Consider the following 21,959-nt stretch of genomic DNA (forward strand, 5'->3'; position numbering starts at 1 on the left):
CGGACAGGAGCGAGACAGAAGCGAAAGCGAGACAAAAACGAACAAAGCGCGTAAATGAAGCTAAAGGCAAATGAAGGCAAATGAAGGCTACATGCCCACGCGCAGGCGGAACGCAAAAACCCTCTGCAAACACAGGCAAATAAGGCTCCAACCCGCCTCAATTCGCAATTTGGCGATTCTGGCTCGGTGATATGCTTGGAAAGTCATCATTGTAACGGCTCGCCCCGTTCACAGGCTTACCCGCAACATGTGCCAACTTCTCGGAATGAACTGCGCCGCGCCAACGGACGTCACGTTCTCGTTCACCGGCTTCGCGGCGCGCGGCGGCGTCACCGACCATCACGCAGACGGCTGGGGCATCGCCTTCTTCGAAGACAAAGCGTGCCGTCTGTTCATCGACCATCAATCGTCGGCCACGTCGCCGATCGCCGACATGGTCAAGCGCTACCCGATCAAATCGAAGAACACCATCGCGCATATACGCAAGGCGACGCAGGGGCACATCCTGCTGGAAAACTGCCATCCATTCATGCGGGAATTGTGGGGACGTCACTGGATCTTCGCGCACAACGGCGACCTGAAGAATTTTTCGCCGCCGCTCACCGGCGTTTATCAGCCGGTCGGCACGACCGATAGCGAACTCGCTTTTTGCGCGCTGCTGCAGGGTTTGCGCAAGACGTTTCCCGGCTCGCAGCCGCCGCTCGACGAACTGTTCGCGGCGCTCGAAACCCTCACCCGCGACATCACGCAATTCGGCGTATTCAACTTTCTGATGTCGAACGGTCAGGCGCTGTTCGCGCATTGTTCGACGCATCTGCATTACATCGTGCGGCGCTGGCCGTTTTCCACCGCGCATCTGGTCGACGCGGACGTGTCGATCGACTTCGCCAAATACACCACGCCGGAAGACCGCGTGGCCGTCATCGCAACCAAGCCGCTCACCGACAACGAAGTGTGGACCGCTTTCGAACCCGGCGATCTGCTGCTGTTCCAGCACGGCGAAGTGATCAGCCGCGTCAACGTGCCGGTGCCCGCTTCGGTGCTGGAAAAGCTGCGCAATCCGGCACTGGATGCGTCGGCGTCGGCCACGACGATCGCAGCGTCGATTACGCCTGCCAACGCACCCGCCGCCGCGCCCGACATCGATCTGGAAGCCGCGGACGACGCGGCCGCGTTCGAGTCGTAAGCACCGTCACCATGAAAAAAGCCGCTTCGGTTCACGACGAACCGAAGCGGCTTTTTTACACGCAGCGCTATTAGTGAAGAATCTTCGCGAGGAAATCCTTCGCGCGATCCGACTTCGGATTCGCGAAGAAATCTTCCTTGCGGTCGTCTTCCACGATCAAACCCTTGTCCATGAAAATCACGCGGTGCGCGACTTTCTTCGCGAAGCCCATTTCGTGCGTCACGCACATCATGGTCATGCCTTCCTGCGCGAGTTCGACCATCACGTCGAGCACTTCGTTGATCATTTCCGGATCAAGCGCCGAGGTCGGCTCGTCGAACAGCATCGCGATCGGGTCCATCGACAACGCGCGCGCAATCGCCACGCGTTGCTGCTGACCGCCCGACAGTTGCCCCGGAAACTTGTCCGCATGCGCACGCAGACCGACACGATCGAGCAGCTTGTAGCCTTTGGTGGTCGCTTCGTCTTTCGAGCGACCCAACACCTTGATTTGCGCGAGCGTCAGATTCTGCACGATCGACAGATGCGGAAACAGTTCGAAGTGCTGGAACACCATGCCCACTTTCGCGCGCAACTTCGACAGATTGGTTTTCTTGTCAGTCAGCGATTGCTCGTTGATGACGATCTCGCCCTTCTGGAACGGCTCCAGTCCGTTGACCGTTTTGATCAGCGTGGACTTGCCCGAACCCGACGGCCCGCACACGACCACCACTTCACCTTTTTTCACTTCCGTCGTGCAGTCGGTGAGCACCTGGAACTGGCCGTACCACTTCGAAACATTCTTGATGGAGATCATCTTGCGACCTTTTTCTGAAGACCTTTGACGAGGCTCGACGCGATCACACAGATCACGAAATAACACGCGCCCGCGAACAGTACCATTTCGATGTTCGTACCGTCACGGTCGCCAATATTCGTGGCGGTGCGGAAGAAGTCGGCGAGACTGATCACGTAGACGAGCGACGTATCCTGAAACAGCACGATGCCCTGCGTGAGCAGCAGCGGCACCATCGCGCGAAACGCCTGCGGCAACACGATGAGGCGCATGGCCTGCGGATAGTTCATGCCGAGCGCGAACGACGCGTTGACCTGCCCGCGCGGCACCGCCTGAATGCCGGCGCGAATGATTTCCGAATAGTAGGCCGCTTCGAACAGCGAAAAAGCCACCATTGCAGAAGCCAGACGAATGTCGATATCCGGCGACAGGCCGAGCACGTTCTGCAGCACCTGCGGCACGATCAGGAAGAACCACAACAGCACCATCACCAGCGGGATGGAACGGAAGATCGTGACATAGGCCTTCGCGAACCACTCGAACGGCTTGAACGACGACAGCCGCAGCATCGCGAGCACCGTGCCCCAGATGATACCGAACACGATCGCAATCAAGGTGATCTTCAGCGTGACGATCGCGCCGGTCCACAGCGTGGGCAGCGCGCCGGGAATACCGCTCCAGTCGAAATGGTGCATTACTTGCCTCCGATATAGCCGGGCAACCGGGTTCTGGCTTCGACCCAGCGCATCGCCTGCATGACGACCAGATTGATCAGCATGTACGCCAGCGTGACCGCGATGAAGGACTCGTACGTTTGCGACGTGTAGTCGACCAGTTGACGCGCCTGCGCCGAGAGATCGAGCAAACCGATGGTCGATGCCACCGCCGAGTTCTTGAAGATATTCAGAAACTCGGACGTGAGCGGCGGCACGATGATGCGGTAGGCCACCGGCAGCAGCACGTAACGGTACGTTTGCCACTGCGTGAAGCCCATCGCGAGGCCCGCGGCGCGCTGACCGCGCGGCAACGCGTTAATACCCGAGCGCACCTGTTCGCACACGCGCGCGGCGGTGAACAACCCGAGGCAAAGAATCGACGACGAGAAGAACTGCGCGCCCGGCGGCAGTTGCTTGAACCAGTTGCCGATGGACACCGGCAGCAACTCCGGTATCACCAGATACCAGATGAAGAACTGCACGATCAGCGGGATATTGCGGAAAATCGCGACGTACAGCGTGCCGATTCCCGACGCCCATTTGTTCGGCACCGTGCGCAGCACGCCGAACAACGAGCCGACCAGCAGCGCGATGACCCATGCGGCGAGCGACACGGTAATCGTCACCCAGAAGCCGGACAGCAGCCAGCCGAGATACGTGGTGGGCTCGCCGGTGGAAACCGGACTCAGCAGAATGCCCCAGTTCCAGTGATATGACATGACCAAGACTCCAGCAAAAAGAAACGGAAGAAGCGCGTGGCCCCTTCCGTTGTCGTTTGGCGTGTTAGTTGAACCGCTGAGATTTAATCGATGGCCTTGTCATTCGGGCTCTTGAAGAGCGCCTTCACGTCGTCGCTTTCCGGGAAGTTCAGGTTCAGGCCCTTCGGCGGAATCGGCGATTCGAACCACTTCTTGTAGATCTTGTCCGCTTCGCCCGAGGTTTCGACCTTGGCGATCGCATCGTCCACGACCTTCTTGAACTCGGGATCGTTCTTGCGAATCATGCAGCCGTACGCTTCATGCGATTGCGGCGCGCCGACGATCACGAAATCGCCCGGCGTATTCGACTTGGCGCGTTCGCCGGCGAGCAGTGCGTCGTCCATCATGAACGCGACCGCGCGGCCGGTGGAAAGCGTCAGGAACGACTCGCCATGATCCTTCGCGCTAATGATGTTCATGCCCATGCTCTTGTCCTGATTCATCTTGCGAAGCAGGCGCTCGGACGTCGTACCGGCCGTGGTGACAACCGTCTTGCCCTTGAGGTCGGCCCAGTCCTTGACGCCGGAGTCCTTCCTGGTCATCAGACGCGTGCCGATCACGAAGATCGTGTTCGAGAACGCAGCCTGTTGCTGGCGCTCGAGGTTATTCGTGGTCGAGCCGCATTCCATGTCGACCGTGCCGTTCTGCACCAGCGGAATACGGTTTTGCGACGTGACCGGCGTGAGCTTGACCTTCAGGTCCGGCAGATTCAGCTTCTGCTTCACGGCGTCCACGACTTTCAGCGCGAATTCCTGCGAATAGCCGATCACGTTCTGCTTGTCGTCGTAATACGAAAACGGAATCGACGATTCGCGATGCCCCAGCGAGATGACGCCCGTGTCCTTGATTTTCTTTAATGTGCCTGCGTCTTGCGCGTGCGCGCCAACGGTAAACAGTCCGAGAGTCGCGAGCAGCAGCGCAGCTTTTTTAACCTTCATGTGAGATCTCCTTGGCAAGAACGGGCGCCAGTTTAGCAAAGTAATTATTCTGAAAGTATTGCTGTAAACCATCTTTGTTGCGGGTTTGCAGCGCGGGGTGTGCAGCACCGCTCATCCGGTCCTCCAGTCTCACCGGACACGCAAAAACGGCCGTGCAATACAACGCAACGGCCGTTTCAAACATCACACTACAAAAACTCAGACTCGACTCACGGATACAGACCGCGCAACTCGCGCGCTTCGAGAATCCGCTTACAGGCGACGATGAACGCCGCGGTCCGCACCGAGACCTTCTGCTCGCTCGACACTTGCCACACCGCCGCGAACGCTTCGCGCATCACGCGTTCGAGTCGCTGGTTGATCTCGTCTTCGGTCCAGAAGAAGCTCGAGAAGTCCTGCACCCATTCGAAGTACGACACCGTCACGCCGCCCGCGTTGGCCACCACGTCCGGAATCACCAGAATGCCGCGGTCGTGCAGAATGTCGTCCGCCGCGGTCGTGGTCGGGCCGTTTGCGCCTTCCACGACGATCTTCGTCTTGATCTTCGCCGCGTTCTTCTCGGTGATCTGGTTTTCCAGCGCGGCCGGAATCAGGATGTCCGACTCGACCGTCCAGAATTCTTCGTTCGTGACCGCATCGGCTTCCGGGAAACCGCCCACGCCGCCGGTTTGCGCCACGTGCTCGAGCAACGCCACGGCATCGATACCGGTGGCCTTGTACAGCGAGCCGGTGTGATCCTGCACCGCCACCACCTTGGCGCCCGCTTCCTGGAACAGTCGCGCGGCAATACCGCCGACGTTACCGAAACCCTGCACCGCGATGCGCGCGCCTTCGATATCGAAGCCGATACGACGCGCCGCTTCGGTGCCCACTACGAACACGCCACGGCCGGTCGCTTCACGGCGGCCCAGCGAACCACCGAGCGTGATCGGCTTGCCGGTCACGACGCCCGTGGCCGTTTGGCCCTGGTTCATCGAGTAGGTGTCCATCATCCACGCCATGATCTGCTCGTTCGTGTTCACGTCCGGCGCGGGAATGTCGGTATTCGGTCCGATGATGATGCCGATTTCGCTGGTATAGCGGCGCGTCATGCGCTCCAGTTCGCCGCGCGACAACGTACGCGGATCGACGCGGATACCGCCTTTCGCGCCGCCGTAAGGAACGTTGACCGCCGCGTTCTTCACCGACATCCACGCCGACAGGGCCATCACTTCCGACAACGTCACGTCCTGGTGATACCGCACGCCGCCCTTGCCCGGACCGCGCGACACGTTGTGCTGCACGCGATAGCCTTCGAAGTGCGCGACCGTGCCGTTATCGAGTTCGATAGGCACGTCGACGATCAGGATGCGCTTGGGACGTTTGAGAGTTTCGAGCCAGCGGGACAGCGAGCCGAGGTAGGGTGCGACGCGGTCGACCTGGCGCAGGTAGTTGCCCCACGGGCCGAGGTTGTCGCTATTGAGGTAGGAGGGAATGGACTGGGAGGTTAAGACGGTTTCGGCGACTTGCTGCTGGGAAGACATGAACGCTCCGGCGTTGATCGAGTACCAGCATTGTCGAAAAACGCCGTAGTGAAATCCAATGCCGTTTCATTATCCGATTATGTTTTTTTTGCATAACCACGAAAATACGGCGTGATTGCCGCGTGCCGGCGGCTTTCGTCAGACGTCGCCTTGCGCCAGTTCTTCGGCGACGACATCCCAGAGTTGCCGCGCCACCGTCTGCCGCGCATCGTCGCTTTTCGCCGCCAGTTTGTCGCGGTAAAGGCGGATTTCCATGCTCAGCGTGAGCTGGCCTTCGGGCGTGCCGCGGCTTGCGCGGTCGAGCCGGATCAGCTTGCCGTCGGCGACCGCGTCTTCCACCGCGCTATGCGGCAGGAACGCAATGCCGTGACCGGCGAGCGCCATCGCCTTGAGGCCTTCGGCCATATCTGTTTCGTACAGACGATCCAGATACAGACGCTCCGGCGCGTTGGCAAGAATCACCTCGGTCATGCGGCCGAGATACGCGTTCGGCGTGTACGAGAGATAGGGGGCGGGCGTCCCGGCGCTGCCCGGCAACGAGTGACGCGGACGTCCCGCGCGCGCCGGCGCCGAGAATGGGCTGATCGGTTCGGTGCCGAGCGTCAGCATGTCGAAGCGCGCCGGATCGAGCGCGACCGGATGGCTCGGATGGTGATAACCCATCATCAGATCGCAACCGCCTTCCACCAGCGAGAGCGCCGCGTCGTGCACGTTCAGCGCGCGCAGCCGCGTGTGGATCGGGCCCATCTGCGCTTCGATGCGCTGCAGCCAGCGCGGAAAATACGTCAGCGACAACGTGTGCGGCACGGCGAACTCGATGGTCGCCTGCGGCGTCGCCGTATGCCCGCGCAGCAAGGCGCGCGCCTCGTGAAACTGCGACAGCATCGCCAACGCCTGCTCGTTGAACACCTGGCCGGCCGCCGTGAGCCGTGTCGGATAAACCGAACGATCGATCAATTCCGTGCCCAGCCACCCTTCCAGCGCCTGGATGCGGCGCGAGAACGCCGGCTGCGTGACATGCCGCAGTTCGGCCGAGCGGCTGAAACTACGCGTTTCCGCGAGCGAAACGAAGTCTTCGAGCCATTTCAGTTCCATGCGGAGCCTGCTTGCCAGCGGAAGGGAGGAAGTCAGCATTCTAGCGGCGCGAGCGCGAGCGGGAAGACCCGGCGGCCAGCCCGTGAAGCCGCGACGCCGGGCCGCACGCCGCACAGTGGTAAAATTCGCGGCTCCCTCCGTTCCCGATCCGCTCTTGTCGAGCGCTCACTCCGAATTCGCCCCCGATCATGTCCGACACCCGCCCCGACACCCTGTTCGCGCTGAACGCGCTCTCCCCGCTCGACGGCCGCTACGCGTCGAAAACCGAAGCCCTGCGCGACTGGCTCTCGGAAGCCGCATTCATGCGCAATCGCGTGAAGGTCGAAATCCACTGGTTGATCGCGCTGTCGCACGCCGGTTTCGCCGAAGTGCCGCGCTTCTCGGACGCGGCCGAACAGTTCCTGCTGCAACTGGCCGAGCGCTTCACCGCGCACGACGCCGCCCGCATCAAGGAAATCGAGCGCGTGACGAATCACGACGTGAAAGCGGTCGAGTACTGGCTGAAGGAATCGGTGAAGGGTCAGGAAGAACTGGAACGTGCAAGCGAATTCATTCACTTCGCCTGCACCTCGGAAGACATCAACAACACGTCGCACGGTCTGATGCTGGCCGGCGCACGCGAACACGTCATTTTGCCGGCGCTGCGCTCGGTGCATCAACGCCTCGTCGCGCTGGCTCACGCGCAAGCCGCTCAGCCGATGCTGTCGCGCACGCACGGCCAGCCGGCCAGCCCGACCACGCTCGGCAAGGAAATCGCCAACGTCGCCGCTCGCCTCTCGCGCGCGATCGAGCGTATTGCCGCGGTCGAACTGCTCGGCAAAATGAACGGCGCGGTCGGCAACTTCAACGCGCATCTGTCCGCGTATCCGGAGTTCGACTGGGAAGCGTTCTCGCGCGACGTGGTCGAACAGCGTCTGAACCTCACGTTCAATCCGTACACCATCCAGATCGAACCGCACGATTACATGGCCGAACTGTTCGACGCCGTGTCGCGCGCCAACACGATCCTGCTCGATCTCGACCGCGACGTGTGGGGCTATATTTCGGTCGGCTATTTCAAGCAACGCACGAAGGCCGGCGAAATCGGTTCGTCGACGATGCCGCACAAGGTCAATCCGATCGACTTCGAAAACTCCGAAGGCAATCTGGGCCTCGCCAACGCGACGCTGCGCCATCTCGCCGACAAGCTGCCCATCTCGCGCTGGCAGCGCGACCTGACCGACTCCACCGTGCTGCGCAACATGGGCGTCGCGTTCGGCTACTCGCTGCTCGCGTACGACTCGCTGATCCGCGGTCTGGACAAGCTCGAAGTAAATGCGCAACGTCTGAACGAAGACCTCGACAACTGCTGGGAAGTGCTGGCCGAGCCGGTGCAAACGGTGATGCGTCGTTACGGTATCGAAAATCCGTACGAGCAGTTGAAGGAATTGACCCGCGGCAAGGGCATTACGCGCGAGGCGCTGCAAACTTTCGTCAGCGGATTGAACATTCCGCAAGACGCGAAGGACCGTTTGCTGGCCATGACGCCGGGTTCGTATATCGGCAAGGCCATTGAGTTGGCGAAGCGCATCGCCTGATTTTTTCCACGGCGTTGCTGCATGAAAAAACCGCTCCGAGGAGCGGTTTTTTTCTTGCCGACGCTAGCTTGCCAACCCAGCGTTAGCGCGTCTTCAACTGCGCCAACACCTCGTCGACGATCGCTTCCGGAGACAGCTCGATGCTGACCGTGATCGCTTCGTCGGCGCCCGGCTCTTCCAGCGTATCGAGCTGGCTTTGCAGCAGCGACGGATCGAAGAAATGCCCGGTACGCGTTTTGAGCCGCTCTTCGAGCACTTCACGCGAGCCTTTCAGATACACGAACACTACGTCCTTGTCGCCGTCGCGAAGAATGTCGCGATACTTGCGCTTCAACGACGAGCACGTGAACACCGCCGTCTCGCCCGCCTTCTGCTTGCCTTCGATCGCCGCGCGGATGGTCTTCAGCCACGGCTCGCGGTCCTCGTCGGTGAGCGGAATGCCCTTGTGCATTTTCTCCTTGTTGGCGGCGCTGTGAAACGCGTCGCCGTCGGTGAACGCGCACTGCAGGCGCTCGGCCAGCATTTCGCCGATTCTCGTTTTGCCGGCGCCCGACACGCCCATTGCGATCAAAATCATCTGAAACTCCTTACACGACCGCCGCGAGTGCGAAGGTCAAACCCAAACCCATCAGCGAGATGATGGTTTCCAGCAGCGACCATGTCTTGAAGGTCTGCCCCACCGTCATCCCGAAGTATTCCTTGATCAGCCAGAAGCCGCCATCGTTCACGTGCGAAAAGATCAGCGAGCCCGAGCCGGTGGCGAGCACCAGCAGTTCCGGCTGAACCTGGATGGCGCCCGCTGCCGCGATGGGCGCGACGATACCGCAAGCGGTCGTCATGGCGACCGTGGCCGAACCCGTCGCGAGGCGAATCAGCGCCGCGACGAGCCACCCGAATAATAGCGGCGACAGGTGCGCCGACGTCGCCGCGTTGACAATTTCCTTCGAAATGCCGCTGTCCATCAGCACGCGCCCGAAGCCGCCGCCCGCGCCGACGATCAGCGTGATGCCCGCGATCGGCGCCAGACATTCGCCGCAGAACTTCTGGATCTGCTCGCGATTGAAGCCACGCTTCGCGCCGAAGGTCCAGAAACTGACCAGCACCGCGATCAGCAGCGCGACGTCCGAATTGCCGACGAAGCGCAGCAGGTCGTTGCCGAGCGTTTTCGGCGGCAGGACGAGATCGGCCCAACTGCCGAGCAGCATCAGGATGACCGGCAGCAGAATCGTGAACAGCGTAATGCCGAAACTGGGCATCTCGCGCTTCGGCGTGACTTGCTGCGGCGCACTACCGACGCCGTCCGCCGCGTTCGCCGTATTCGCGCCACCCGAGCCGAGGAATTGCGAAGCCAGCGCATTGTCTTTGGGCAGCTTGATATAACGGCTGATCAGCAGCGCGAACAGCGGTCCGGCGACGATAGCCGTCGGGATGCCGACGATCAACCCATACGCGATGGTCTTGCCGATATCCGCGTGATACTGCTGCACCGCGAGCATCGCGGCCGGATGCGGCGGAATCAGACCGTGCACAACCGATAGCCCCGCCACCATCGGCAATCCCACCAGCAGCAGCGACTTGTTGGTGCGCTTCGCGACGTTGAACGCGATCGGTATCAGCAGCACGAAGCCGACTTCGAAGAACACCGGCAGGCCGACGATGATCGCCACGACCATCATCGCCCAGTGAATATGCTTCTCGCCGAACCGGTCGATCAGCGTCGTCGCAATACGCTCCGCGCCGCCCGACTCGGCCATCATCTTGCCGAGCATCGTGCCGAGGCCCACCACGATCGCAATATGCCCGAGCGTGTTGCCATTGCCGGTTTCGAACGATTTGACGATGGTGCCGATCGGCATGCCCGAGACCAGCCCGAGCAGCAACGACACGATGATCAGCACGAGGAACGGATAGACCTTGTAGCGCGTAATCAACAGGATCAAGAGAGCGATGGCGATCGCCGCGTAGACCAGCAGCATGCTGCCGTGGACAGCTTCCATGAAAGCGCCTCCTCAACGTTTTTGGGTTTATTCATTCCGGGCGCACAGCCGCGCTGGCGCCGTGGCCGGTCGCGCCTTCCACCAGCGTCGGCGGATCCCGCTTATGAAGCGGTCGCTGGATTTTACTTGTTGTCAGGTTTCGAAGGCGCGCCAGCGGCTATGTCGTAAAAAAATCCCCGTCGCGACAGCGGATAAACGCTGCATCGACAGGGATTTATTCAGAACGGACCGGCGGCCTGCGCGCCAGATCGGTCAGTGCGCGAATTAGTGCGCGGGCGCGGCCAGCGTGCTCGCGGCGCGCGCGAGCCGCGTCACTTCGTCCCAATTCTCCGCAGCGAGCGCGGCTTTCGGCGTGAGCCACGAGCCGCCCACGCAGACCACGTTCGGCAGCGACAGGAAATGGGTCGCCGTTTCCGCCGTGATGCCGCCGGTCGGGCAAAACTTCAGGTTCGGGAACGGGCCGTGGAACGCCTGCAACATCGGCACGCCGCCTGCTTGCTGCGCCGGGAAGAACTTCACGATTTCATAGCCGAGTTCGAGCGCGGCGATGATGTCGCTCGGCGTCATCACGCCCGGCAGCAGCGGCAAACCGGCGTCCTGCGCGGCCTTGTGCATGTCTTTCGTCAGACCGGGCGACACGCCGAACTGCGCGCCCGCTTTTTTCGCCTGTGCGCAGTGCTCGGGCTTCGTGATCGTGCCGACACCGACCACGATGTCTTCGGCCAGTTGGCTCGCGCGTTCGATCGCTTCGAGGCCGGCCGCCGTGCGCAGCGTGATTTCGAGTACCTTGACGCCGCCCGCGTGCAACGCGCGCGACACGTGTTCGCCCTGCTCGACCGAGTCGAACGCCAGCACCGGAATCACCGGACCGAGGCGGACGATATCGCTTACTGTTTTAGCCGTCATTGTCAGACTCCTTGTTTCTGCAGCGCTTGCGCTGTGAGTGATCCTGCTTGCGTGGCTTGCGAGGCTTCTTTAACCTGCGTGGCCCGGCGCGTGGACTGCCGCCTGCGTGCGGGATTCGCCGACCATCGGTCCGAACACCGATGCGCCTTCTTCCGCCGGCGCCGCAGCCGCGCGAAACACGCCGAACAGTTCGCGGCCGAAGCCGACTTCGTTATCCGCCTGATGCAGCGGCAACGCGTTCGGTCGCGCCGCCCATTCGCCTGCATCGATATCGATGTCGAGCACGCCGGCATCCGCATCGATAATCAGCTTGTCGCCCGTGCGCACCTTGCCGATCGGACCATGCAGCAAGGCCTCCGGCGAAAGATGGATCACTGCGGGCACCTTGCCCGATGCACCGGACATGCGACCGTCCGTCACCAGCGCGACATGAAAACCCTGATCCTGCAAGACGCCCAGCAGCGGCGTCAAACGATGCAGCTCGGGCATTCCGTTGGCCCGCGCGCCCTGGAAGCGCACTACGGCGATGAAGTCGCGCTTCAGCGCGCCATTGTCGAACGCTTCCTGCACGGCTTCCTGCGAATCGAACACGATGGCCGGCGCCTCGACCTTGCGATGCTGCGCCGCCACCGCCGAAATCTTGATGACACCGCGCCCCAGCTTGCCTTGCATCAGACGCAGACCGCCGTCAGGCTGGAACGGTTCGTCGATCGCGCGCAAGACGGCCGTGTCTTCGCTTTTCGGCGCGCCCGGCACCCATTGCAGCTTGCCGTCGAGCAGCTTCGGCTCTTCGGTGTAGTGATGCAGACCGCGGCCCGCCACCGTGTTCACGTCTTCATGAAGCAACCCGCCTTCCAGCAGATTGCGTACCAGAAACGCGACGCCGCCGGCCGCGTGGAAGTGGTTCACGTCGGCCTTGCCGTTCGGATAGATCTTCGCGAGCAGCGGCACCGATTGCGACAGCGTATCGAAATCGTCCCAGTCGATCACGATGCCGGCCGCGCGCGCGATCGCCACCAGATGCAGCGTGTGATTGGTCGAGCCGCCGGTCGCGAGCAACGCGACAATGCCGTTGACGATGGCTTTCTCGTCGACCACATGGCCGATCGGCATGTAATTGCCGCGCTCCACGGTCAGATCGAGCACGCGTCGCGCAGCCTGCGCGGTGAGCGCATCGCGCAACGGCGTATGCGGATGCACGAAAGCCGAACTCGGCAGATGCAGGCCCATCACTTCCATCAGCATCTGATTGCTGTTGGCCGTGCCGTAAAACGTGCAGGTGCCGTGGCTGTGATACGCGGCGGCTTCTGCTTCGAGCAGCGCGTCGCGGCCGCATTGACCGGTGGCGAACGCCTGGCGGGTCTTGGCTTTGTCGTCGTTGGACAGACCGCTGCCCATCGGGCCGGCCGGCACGAAGATGGTCGGCAGATGACCGAATTGCAGCGCGCCGATCAACAGGCCCGGCACGATCTTGTCGCAAATGCCGAGGCAAAGCGCCGCGTCGAACATGTTGTGCGTGAGTGCGACGGCCGTGCTCATCGCGATGACTTCGCGCGAGAACAGCGACAGCTCCATGCCCGCGTTGCCTTGCGTGACGCCGTCGCACATGGCCGGCACGCCGCCCGCGAATTGCGCGACGCCGCCGTTTTCACGCGCGGCTTCCTTGATGATGTCCGGGTAGTTTTTGTACGGCGCGTGCGCGGACAACATCTCGTTGTACGACGACACGATGCCGATGTTCGGCTCGCGAATCGCCTTGATGGCGAGCTTGTCGCGGCCTTCTAGCCCTGCAAAACCGTGGGCCAGATTGGCGCAGGACAGCGCGCCGCGTGCCGGAAACTTGCCTTGCGCCTGCTCGATGCGCGACAGATAGGCCTCACGCGTAGGCCGGCTGCGTTCGACGACGCGCTGCGTGACTTTCAACAATTGCGAATGCGGGGAAACCATCGGAGCTCCTTCGTCGCCGGTTTAGACGCTTTTGACTGAACGCTAGCGCTGTGCCGGCGGGTATCGCGGGATGTCGCGCTGATTGAAGCCGCCATCTTAGTAGAAAAACTACATGGTCGCAACGTCGGACGGTGGTGCGGTGCGGCAATGACATCACGGCCGATAAGGCTTACTGCATATGGCTTACAGCAATTCACCGATGTAACCAGGGATAACACCTAGCGTGGCTTATGTAGTTTTTGTACCTTCTCTTCCGATCGGATATAGTCCGTGCATTCCTCAGCATAGTGCGAGTTTTCCGATGATGCTGTCCCAAGTCGAAGCCATGCGCGAACAGTTGCGGCCGTCCGAGCGCAAGCTGGCCGATTACGTGATCGAGGCGCCGCGCGAAGTGCTCGATCTGTCGATGACCGAAGTCGCCGCGCGCGCCGGCGTGAGCCAGCCGACTATCGCGCGGTTCTGTCATGCGTTGGGGTTCTCCGGCTTTCGCGAGTTCAAGATCCGGCTCGCACAAGGTATCGCTGCGGAAGTGCCCGCGGTCTACCGCGACGTGCGTCCCGACGAACCGACGCCGGGTGTCGCCGCCAAGGTGCTCGACCGCACCATCGGCGCGCTGATCCAGGTGCGCAACAACCTCTCGTCGGATAGCGTGGCGGCCGCCATTGCGCTGCTTTCGCAGGCGCGACGCGTCGAATTTTATGGCGCTGGCGGCTCGGGTATCGCCGCGCAGGACGTCCAGCACAAGTTCTTCCGGCTCGGCATGCCGAGCGTCGCGTACTCGGACCCGCACACGTTTTTGATGTCGGCCGCGTTGCTCGGGGCGGGCGACGTGGTGGTCGCGATTTCGAACACCGGCCGCACCCGCGATATTCTCGACGCGGTCAAAGCCGCGCTCGCGGCGGGCGCGAAGGTGATTGCGATCACGCACGGAAACTCGCCGCTCGCGCGCCTTGCATCGGTCGGCCTGTTCGCCAACGTCGATGAAGACACCGACATTTTTTCGCCGATGACCTCGCGCATTTCGCACCTCGCGATCGGCGATATTCTCGCGGTCGGTGTTGCGTTGAGTCGCGGACCGGAGCTGGTGGAGAAACTCGCGCAGACCAAAGAGGTGATTCATCGCCGGCGCGTGGATGCGCGCGGGTGATGTCGCGATGATTGGCGCGCTGACGTAAAAAGGGCTCCCCGAAGGGAGCCCTGAAGAGTGAGCGGATTACCGCATAACTCGCTTACGTCAGACGCTTACCACTGATACGACGCACCCGCGCCGATGGTCGTGCCGCCCGAACCCGTACCCGCGCCGATCTTGATCTTCAGATTCGGGGTGATGCGAGCCGATGCGCCCACTGCCGAAGCTTGATAGCCCTTGTAGTTTGCCGTCGCCACGCCGATTGCGAAGTTCTTGTTCTGATCGACTTCGGGGATCATCGCCAGCGCCGTTGCTGCGGCTACACCGCTGTACGCGTTGCGACCCAGTTCCGTCATACCCGACTGCATCTGACGCATGTTCACCGCATCCGTCGGCGCTTTGCCGTCGGCGAGGTTCGTGATGCGGCGTTCGTTACCGTCGGAGCCGATCGACACCGTGTTCGCCTGATCCGCGATCGAGCCGTCGCCGATCGCCACCGAGTTCGCCCCGCTCGCCTGCGAGCCGCCGCCCATCGCGATGGAGTTCTCGCCGGTCGCCGACGCCGAACCGCTCGTCGTGTTGGTCGCGATGTCGGCGCTACCGTTTGCAATCTGGTTGTTCACCGTCTGGCTCAGATCGGCCATTTGCTGGTTGGTGGTCCACAACTGCGCGCCGGTGACGGCATCGGTGCTGGTCGCGGAGAGCTCCGCATCCTGCAGGTTGGTCAGCTTCACCTTCGGCGCGCCGTCCGGGCCGCCGAGCGTCACCTTGTCGTGCGATGCCGAGTCGTATTGCACGGCGTTCGTCACCGAACCGCTCATCGTGTTGATGGTGGTCTGGATGTCGGTGATGTCCGTCGTGTTCTTCGAGACGCGGTTGTCGACGTTGGTGATGGCGTCGCCGATGTTGTTCACCGTCGTGCCGCCGATCACGTAAGTCGGCGCGGAGATCGTGCCGTCCTCGTTGACGGTCGAACCGCCGCCGATCGCCGCTGCGGTGCTCGCCGCGCTCGCATACAGTTGCGAGCCGTTCACCGCGTCGACGCTCGTCGCGTGGACCGCGCCCGCCGCCACGCCGGTGACGATGCGGTTGCCGGCGGTGCCGGACACGTTGACGCGCATGCCGTCGGTGCCGGCCGCCACGTTGATGTCGCGCGTGACCAGGTCCTGTCGGACGAGGTTGAAGCCGGGGTCGTTGATCTGATCCTTCAGCGACGTCATGTTCGAATCGAGCGTGTCGAGCGCGCTGCCCACCGTGGACTGCGTACCGCCTTGCATGTGGTACGTCGGACCGGTGATGGAGCCATCCGCGTTGATCGTTGCGTCACCGCCGAGTGCCGCCACCATCGGTTTCAACTGGCTGAGGTTGATGGCGGACTGGTCCGTGGTGCCGGCTGCTACGCCAATCAACTCGCGGGCGCCTGCGGTGCCGGTGAAGTCGACGGTCGTTCCAGCGGTCGCCGCGGCTACGGTGATTGCGTTGGTCGTTGCGTCCTGTTTCACCAGGCCGATTTCACCGTCGTTGATCTGGTTGGTGATGTTGGTCACCGATCCTTCGACATTGGTCACGCGGTTGTCGATGCTCGAGATATCGCCGGTGTTTTTGGCGATATCCGACGTGTTCTGCGCCACCGTCTGATTGGTTGCGTACAACTGCGAACCGTTCACTGCATCCATGCTGCTGGCCGACAGGGTGCCGATCTTCACGTTCGTGATGGTCGTGCCCAGGTTGCCGCCGCCGAGCGTGATCTTGCCCTTGGTGGCGTCGTCGTAGGAAACGAAGGCGTTGGTGATGTTGCCCGAGGCGTCGGTGTTCAGACCCATCGCTTTCAATTGACCCAGGTTCACGGCGTCCATGTCGGCGACGCCCGCTTTTACGTTGGACAGCGTCGTGCCGTTCGTGCCGCCTAACGTCACCACGTCGTGTGCCGATGAGTCGTACTGCACCGCGTCGGCCAGACCGCTGTTGATCGTGGTGATCTGCGTGTTGATCGTGTTGATGTCGGCGGTGTTCCTGGTGATGCTGGTTGTGTTGGCGGTGATGTCGGTCGTGTTTTGGGCGACCGTCTGGTTCGTTGCGTAGAGTTGCGAACCGTTGACGGCGTCCGTGCTCGATGCCGACAAGGCGGCTGCCTTGACGTTGGTCAGTGTCGTGCCACCCGTACCGCCGAGCGTGACTTTGCCTTTGGTTGCGTCATCGTAGGCAACGAACGAGTTCGTCACGTTGCCCGAGCCGTCGGTGTTCAAACCGGCGGCCTTCAACTGGCCGACGTTGACTGCGTCATTGTCTTCAGTGCCTGCGGACAGACCCTTCAGTTGACGCGTGCCTGCGGTGCCGGTGAAGTCGACGCTCGTGCCGGCTGTTGCTGCGGCTACGGTGATTGCGTTGGTCGTTGCGTCCTGTTTGACCAGACCGATTTCGCCTTCGTTGATCTGGTTGGTGATGTTGGTCACCGAGCCTTCGACGGTCGTCACGCGGTTGTCGATGCTCGAGATGTCGCCGGTGTTTTTGGCGATGTCCGAGGTGTTGGCGGCGATGTCGGTCGTGTTTTGCGCGACGGTCTGGTTGGTTGCGTAGAGTTGTGAACCGTTGACGGCGTCCGTGCTGCTGGCGTTGAGCGTGCCGGCCGTTACGCTGGTCAGCTTGCGGGTGCCTGCCGTGCCTTTGAAGTCGACCGAGGTGCCTGCCGTGGTTGCCGCTACCGTGATCGCTTTCGTAGTCGCGTCCTGCTGCACCAGACCCGTCGCGCCGTTGTTGATGTTGGTGATCTGCGTGTTGATCGTGCTGATGCTGCTGGTGTTCGCTGCGGTGGCCGTGTTGACTTTGCCCAATGCGGTATCCATTGTGGTGAGCGCGGTGCCGACGTTAGCTGCCGCACCGGTGGTGCCGTTGATGGTGTTGGCGTTGGTCAGCGTGTAGCTCGGTGCGGTGATTGCGCCGGTCGTTGCGCTGTAAGTCACGCCACCGCCCAATGCGGTTGCCGTGGTCGTGCCGCTCTGGTTGAGCTTTGCGTCTTCCGATTGCAACTGGCTGACGTTGACCGCGTCCGTGGCGGCCGAGCCTGCAGCGATGTTCGTGATGCGACGTTCCTTGCCTGTCGCACCTACTGACACCTCACCGTTTGCCGTCGACGCTGTGCCCGACAAGGTTCCGTTGCCCGGGTTGTAGCCCGCTGCCGTCAGCGTTGCAGTCGTCGTCGAGCCTGAACCCAGTGCGATGGAGTTAGCCGCCGTTGCTTTCGCGTTACCGCCGATGGCTACGGCGTCCGTGCCGGTTGCCGACGAATCCGCCAGCGTGGAGTTCGTGTGGAAATACTTCAGGCCCGCACCGTTGTTGATGTTGTTCACCGTGTTCGTCACGGCCGTGACGTTCTGGTTCGTCGCGTTGAGCTGCGATCCGTTGACTGCGTCGGTGCTGGTCGCGCTGAGCGTGCCAGCCGTTACGCCGGTCAGCTTGCGGGTGCCTGCCGTGCCAGTGATGTCGACCGACGTGCCCGCTGTTGCTGCTGCAACCGTGATCGCCTTGGTGGTCGCGTCCTGCTGCACGAGACCGGTCGTGCCGTTGTTGATGTTGGTGATCTGCGTGTTGATCGTGCTGATGCTGCTGGTGTTGGCCGTAGTCGCCGTATCCAAGCCACCCAACGCCTGGCCGACGTTCGTGTAGGTGTTGCCCTGAACGACATAGCTAGGGCCTGTTACGACGCCTGTCGTACTGTTGATTGCCGATCCGCCACCCAACGCGTTGACAACGGGGGTGAGTTGCGAAACGTTCACTGCGTCGGTCGCAGACGTCCCTGCTGACAGGTATTCCATCTGGCGCAACGAACCCGAGCTTCCCACTGAAATTGCATTTGCACGGTCTGCCACGGAGTTGCGTCCCAAGGCCACCGAGTTGGTAGCTGCCGAGGTAACACTGCTGTTATTACCTAACGCAATGCCGCTATTTGCAGCGACGACCGCACTGGTTCCGAGAGCCATGGCTTCCGCCTGTGTCACGCTGGCATTTCTGCCCAAAGCAATGGTATTGAGCCCCGTCACAGAGGTATTTGCCCCAATGGCGATTGCGTTCGGAGCCTCAGCGCTAATGACCGCATTTTGTCCGATCGCAATTGACGTTAGTTGGCCTGTCGACGCGCCGCCCCCAATAGCAATGGAACCGACCCCCACTGCGGACGAATCAGCCAGCGAGGAATTCGTATGGAAGTACTTGATGCCAGCGCCGCCGGCGGTCATGTTCGTGACCGTTGCATTGAGCTTGCCCAATGCCGTGTCTACCGTGCCAAAAGCCGAGCCGATGTTTGTGGCCGCGCCGGTGGTGCCGCTGATGCTGTTGGCGTTGGTCAGGGTAAAGCTCGGAGCGCTGATTGCGCCCGTGGTCGAATTAAAGGCGGAGCCGCCGCCTAATGCGCTCGCCGTGGTCGTGCCGATCTGATTGACCTTGGTGTCTTCTGACTGGAGCTGGCTGACGTTCACCGCATCCGTTGCGGCCGAACCGGCAGCAATGTTCGTCACACGACGTTCCTTGCCGGTCGAACCCATCGACACTTCGCCATTCGCCACCGATGCCGTGCCGGACAGCGTGCCACTGCCAGGGTTGTAGCCGGACGCAGTCAACGAGGCAGACGTAGTCGAACCTGCTCCTAATGCAACCGAGTTGGCCGCCGAAGCGGTTGCCGATGAGCCCATCGCGACCGAATTGGCCGCCGAGGCGGTGGAGTTTTCGCCGACAGCTATAGCTTCGGCGCCTACCCAGATAGTACCGGCGACTGAATTCCCGCCAATGGCAATGTTGTGTTGATAATTGGCAAATGCGTTGTTGCCGATAGCGATCAGGTCGTCGGCAGCGTCAGCAACTTGTGAACTGGCCGTCGTTGCCCCGGTGCCCAACGCAATTGCGTTATAGCCTTTGGCAAGCGCATTCGTCCCGATAGCAGTGTTATCGTGTGCGCTGGCAAAATTTGGGGTCGAAGCTCCGCCACCGATAGATATGCCACCGTTAACGCCCACCGACGAATCAGCCAACGTCGAGTTGACGTGGAGGTATTTGACGCCCGCGCCGTTGTTGATGTTGGTGATCTGCGTGTTAATCGTGCTGATGCTGCTGGTGTTGGCCGTAGTCGCCGTATCCAGGCCACCCAACGCCTGGCCGACGTTAGTGTAGGTGCTACCCTGAACAACATAGCTAGGGCCTGTTACGACGCCTGTCGTATTGTTGATTGCCGATCCACCACCCAACGCATTAACAACGGGTGTGAGCTGCGAAACGTTCACCGCGTCGGTTGCCGACGTTCCTGCTGACAGGTACTCCATCTGGCGCGGTGAGCCCGAGTTCCCGACTGAAATAGCGTTGGCGCGGTCTGCCACCGAGTTGCGGCCCAGAGCCACCGAGTTAGAGGCAGCCGTGGTGACACTACTGTTATTACCTAACGCAATACCGCTGCTTGCGGCAACGGTCGTGCTAGTACCGACGGCCAAGGCTTCGGCCTGTGTCGTGCGGGCATTTCTGCCTAGAGCAATGCTATTCTGTCCTGCGGCAGAAGCGCTTGTTCCAATGGCGATTGCGTTGATATCGGCTGCGGTCGATGACGCGCCCAGAGCAATGCCGTTCTGTCCCGCCGCAGACGCGCCTGCTCCAATGGCCGTTGCGCCGTCTCCGCCCGTTGTAGCACCAAATCCCAAAGCAACTGAATTGACGCTGCTAACCTTCGTGTTTGCGCCTATTGCCGTGTTGTGCCCCCAAAGATTGGTGCTGGCCGTCGCGTTAGCGTTTGAGCCTAGAGCGACGTTGTAGCCACCATCGTAATTCCCATCGGTAGCGCGTGCATTGCTACCAATCGCGATATTCTGCCCCCACGTCGTCGTAGCGTTGCTACCAATAGCAATAGAACCGATCTCGGGAACACCTTCGAAATCGATATGGGTGGTTGTCGCCCCGCCCCCTATAGCAATACTTTCGTGCCCAACTGCTGACGAGTCTGCCAGCGTTGAGTTGACGTGGAAGTACTTGATCCCAGTGCCCCCCGTTGTCATATTTGCGATCGACGTGTTCAGTTTCCCGAGCGCCGAATCTACTGTGCCGAAAGCCGAGCCAACGTTGGCTGCCGCGCCGGTCGTGCCGCTGATGCTATTGGCGTTGGTCAGCGCAAAACTTGGTGCGCTGATTGCGCCGGTCGTTGCGCTGTAGGCCGCGCCGCCGCCCAGTGCACTTGCCGTCGTCGTGCCGACCTGATTAACCTTGATGTCCTCCGACTGAAGCTGACTAACGTTGACCGCGTCCGTCGCGGCCGAACCCGCCGCAACATTCGTGACTCGACGCTCCTTCCCCGTCGAACCCACCGACACTTCACCATTCGCCACCGAAGCCGTGCCCGACAGCGTGCCACTCCCAGGGTTATAACCGGCCGCAGTCAACGTTGCCGTCGTGGTCGACCCAGCGCCCAGTGCTACTGAATTTGCTGCAGTTGCCGCAGCAACATCACCGAGTGCAACAGACTGCGCGCCTGACGCCACTGCGCCATGTCCGCTTGCAAGAGCGGCTGTCGCCGTGGCCTGCGCTCCTACACCGAAAGCCGAAGCGTTAAATGCGCTAGCAACAGACTGATGACCTAAGGCAGTAGACGCCTGGCCTGAAGCGGTCGAACCGTTACCTATCGCAATTGCATCCTGGGCAGAAGCGCTCGTTGTATAGGTAACTCCGCTACTTGTATATGAGTTTCCAATGGCGATCGCACCGGGGGCCGCGGCCCCCGTTTTCGCGCCTGAACCATAGGCAATCGACGTAGAACCACTAGCGGTCCCACCATCCAGCGCGCCTGCCTGCACATCGACGACATAACCAGCGCCGGCAGCCAGCGAAACGGCCGCCAAAAGCACCTTCCGACTCTTACTCTTCTTCCCTCCGCTTTTCGCCGTTTCAGCGGCGGCCACGTACGTGCCTGTCGTTTCATTCCAAACGGTTTTATAAGATTTATTCACAAATTCACCTATTCAAAGTGACAAGCTGCACGTTGCCCGTCGCGAACTAATAGGCGCGACAAATCTGGTCAACGACAACCGAAGGATCAAAAAAATGACGATCGCGGGAAATGAGAAAACTCTGAACATCTCATTAACAATGCTGCGAAGTCGTAAATTTAATCTCCTTAAATTGCGTATTGAATAGGATAGTTCTTAAACGCCTCCTGTCTAGAAATTTGCTGCCCAACGTTGACACTGACGATCTGATATGAATAGACATACCGGCGCCAGGAGAACCCCTACACCCGCTCTCACCAAAACCCTCAAACACAATTATTTAAGAACAGTCTTATTTATCCTAAAACAGATAAGACGATAATTCTCCAAATACGAAATTTCGCAAAAATTCATCTGAAATATCCGAATCCAAAAACAAGAAAAATAAATTTGCTTTCT

At 61.0% G+C, this 21,959-nt stretch carries 14 protein-coding genes and 2 pseudogenes; 3 read left to right on the forward strand and 13 right to left on the reverse strand.

From position 1 onward, the window contains the following. The first annotated feature begins 247 nt into the window (after window positions 1-247). Complete coding sequence (locus FQ746_RS23915; protein WP_144112093.1) at window positions 248-1,186, forward strand: class II glutamine amidotransferase; 939 nt, start codon at window positions 248-250, stop codon at window positions 1,184-1,186. A gap of 70 nt (window positions 1,187-1,256) precedes the next feature. On the opposite strand, the gene FQ746_RS23920 is transcribed toward FQ746_RS23915, so the two are convergent. The 7 genes from FQ746_RS23920 to FQ746_RS23945 form a co-directional block, all read right to left on the reverse strand. Beyond that, window positions 1,257-1,982: an amino acid ABC transporter ATP-binding protein gene (locus tag FQ746_RS23920; RefSeq protein ID WP_144112094.1), complete on the reverse strand. Its 726-nt coding sequence runs from the start codon at window positions 1,980-1,982 to the stop codon at window positions 1,257-1,259. Next, the gene (gene gltK, locus FQ746_RS23925) at window positions 1,979-2,656 is read right to left on the reverse strand and encodes a glutamate/aspartate ABC transporter permease GltK (RefSeq protein WP_144112095.1); all 678 of its coding nucleotides are present in this window, start codon (window positions 2,654-2,656) and stop codon (window positions 1,979-1,981) included. Before gltK ends, FQ746_RS23920 begins: the two co-directional genes overlap by 4 nt. Further along, entirely contained in the window at window positions 2,656-3,396 is a 741-nt protein-coding gene (locus FQ746_RS23930) for an amino acid ABC transporter permease (RefSeq protein WP_144112096.1), read from the reverse strand. The genes gltK and FQ746_RS23930 overlap by 1 nt, the downstream gene beginning before the upstream one ends. Window positions 3,397-3,479: 83 nt before the next feature. Further along, window positions 3,480-4,373, reverse strand: coding sequence for a glutamate/aspartate ABC transporter substrate-binding protein (locus tag FQ746_RS23935; protein WP_144112097.1), 894 nt, complete (start codon window positions 4,371-4,373; stop codon window positions 3,480-3,482). Next, window positions 4,363-4,488, reverse strand: coding sequence for a hypothetical protein (locus FQ746_RS35305; RefSeq protein WP_260854142.1), 126 nt, complete (start codon window positions 4,486-4,488; stop codon window positions 4,363-4,365). Before FQ746_RS35305 ends, FQ746_RS23935 begins: the two co-directional genes overlap by 11 nt. Window positions 4,489-4,582: 94 nt before the next feature. Further along, entirely contained in the window at window positions 4,583-5,896 is a 1,314-nt protein-coding gene (locus tag FQ746_RS23940; protein WP_144112098.1) for a Glu/Leu/Phe/Val family dehydrogenase, read from the reverse strand. Between the two features lie 138 nt (window positions 5,897-6,034). Next, window positions 6,035-6,991 (reverse strand): LysR family transcriptional regulator, encoded by a 957-nt coding sequence (locus FQ746_RS23945; RefSeq protein ID WP_144112099.1) that lies wholly within the window; start codon window positions 6,989-6,991, stop codon window positions 6,035-6,037. A 188-nt stretch (window positions 6,992-7,179) separates the two neighbouring features. Here FQ746_RS23945 and purB point away from each other — a divergent pair, with 188 nt between their 5' ends. After that, a complete protein-coding gene (gene purB, locus FQ746_RS23950) occupies window positions 7,180-8,568 on the forward strand; it encodes an adenylosuccinate lyase (protein ID WP_144112100.1) in 1,389 nt (462 codons plus the stop codon). Between the two features lie 82 nt (window positions 8,569-8,650). Here the strand turns inward: purB and FQ746_RS23955 are convergent, their stop codons facing one another. The 4 genes from FQ746_RS23955 to edd all read right to left on the reverse strand — a co-directional run bounded on the left by FQ746_RS23955 (window position 8,651) and on the right by edd (window position 13,418). Continuing rightward, window positions 8,651-9,145, reverse strand: coding sequence for a gluconokinase (locus FQ746_RS23955; protein WP_144112101.1), 495 nt, complete (start codon window positions 9,143-9,145; stop codon window positions 8,651-8,653). 10 nt (window positions 9,146-9,155) lie between these two features. Next, entirely contained in the window at window positions 9,156-10,565 is a 1,410-nt protein-coding gene (locus FQ746_RS23960) for a GntP family permease (protein ID WP_144112102.1), read from the reverse strand. Window positions 10,566-10,829: 264 nt separating this feature from the next. Then, window positions 10,830-11,471 (reverse strand): bifunctional 4-hydroxy-2-oxoglutarate aldolase/2-dehydro-3-deoxy-phosphogluconate aldolase, encoded by a 642-nt coding sequence (eda, locus tag FQ746_RS23965; RefSeq protein ID WP_144112103.1) that lies wholly within the window; start codon window positions 11,469-11,471, stop codon window positions 10,830-10,832. A gap of 69 nt (window positions 11,472-11,540) precedes the next feature. Next, window positions 11,541-13,418, reverse strand: coding sequence for a phosphogluconate dehydratase (edd, locus tag FQ746_RS23970; protein ID WP_144112104.1), 1,878 nt, complete (start codon window positions 13,416-13,418; stop codon window positions 11,541-11,543). A gap of 301 nt (window positions 13,419-13,719) precedes the next feature. Between edd and FQ746_RS23975 the strand changes: the two genes are divergently transcribed. Further along, the gene (locus tag FQ746_RS23975) at window positions 13,720-14,565 is read left to right on the forward strand and encodes a MurR/RpiR family transcriptional regulator (protein ID WP_144112105.1); all 846 of its coding nucleotides are present in this window, start codon (window positions 13,720-13,722) and stop codon (window positions 14,563-14,565) included. A 95-nt stretch (window positions 14,566-14,660) separates the two neighbouring features. On the opposite strand, the pseudogene FQ746_RS23980 reads toward FQ746_RS23975, so the two are convergent. Both FQ746_RS23980 and FQ746_RS35630 read right to left on the reverse strand, forming a co-directional pair. Continuing rightward, window positions 14,661-21,053, reverse strand: a pseudogene (locus FQ746_RS23980) (YadA-like family protein); the annotation flags it as partial. A 99-nt stretch (window positions 21,054-21,152) separates the two neighbouring features. Next, window positions 21,153-21,521, reverse strand: a pseudogene (locus FQ746_RS35630) (ESPR domain-containing protein); the annotation flags it as partial. Between the last annotated feature and the right edge of the window lie 438 nt (window positions 21,522-21,959).

This window comes from Paraburkholderia sp. BCC1886, assembly GCF_900996245.1.
Lineage (GTDB): Bacteria > Pseudomonadota > Gammaproteobacteria > Burkholderiales > Burkholderiaceae > Paraburkholderia.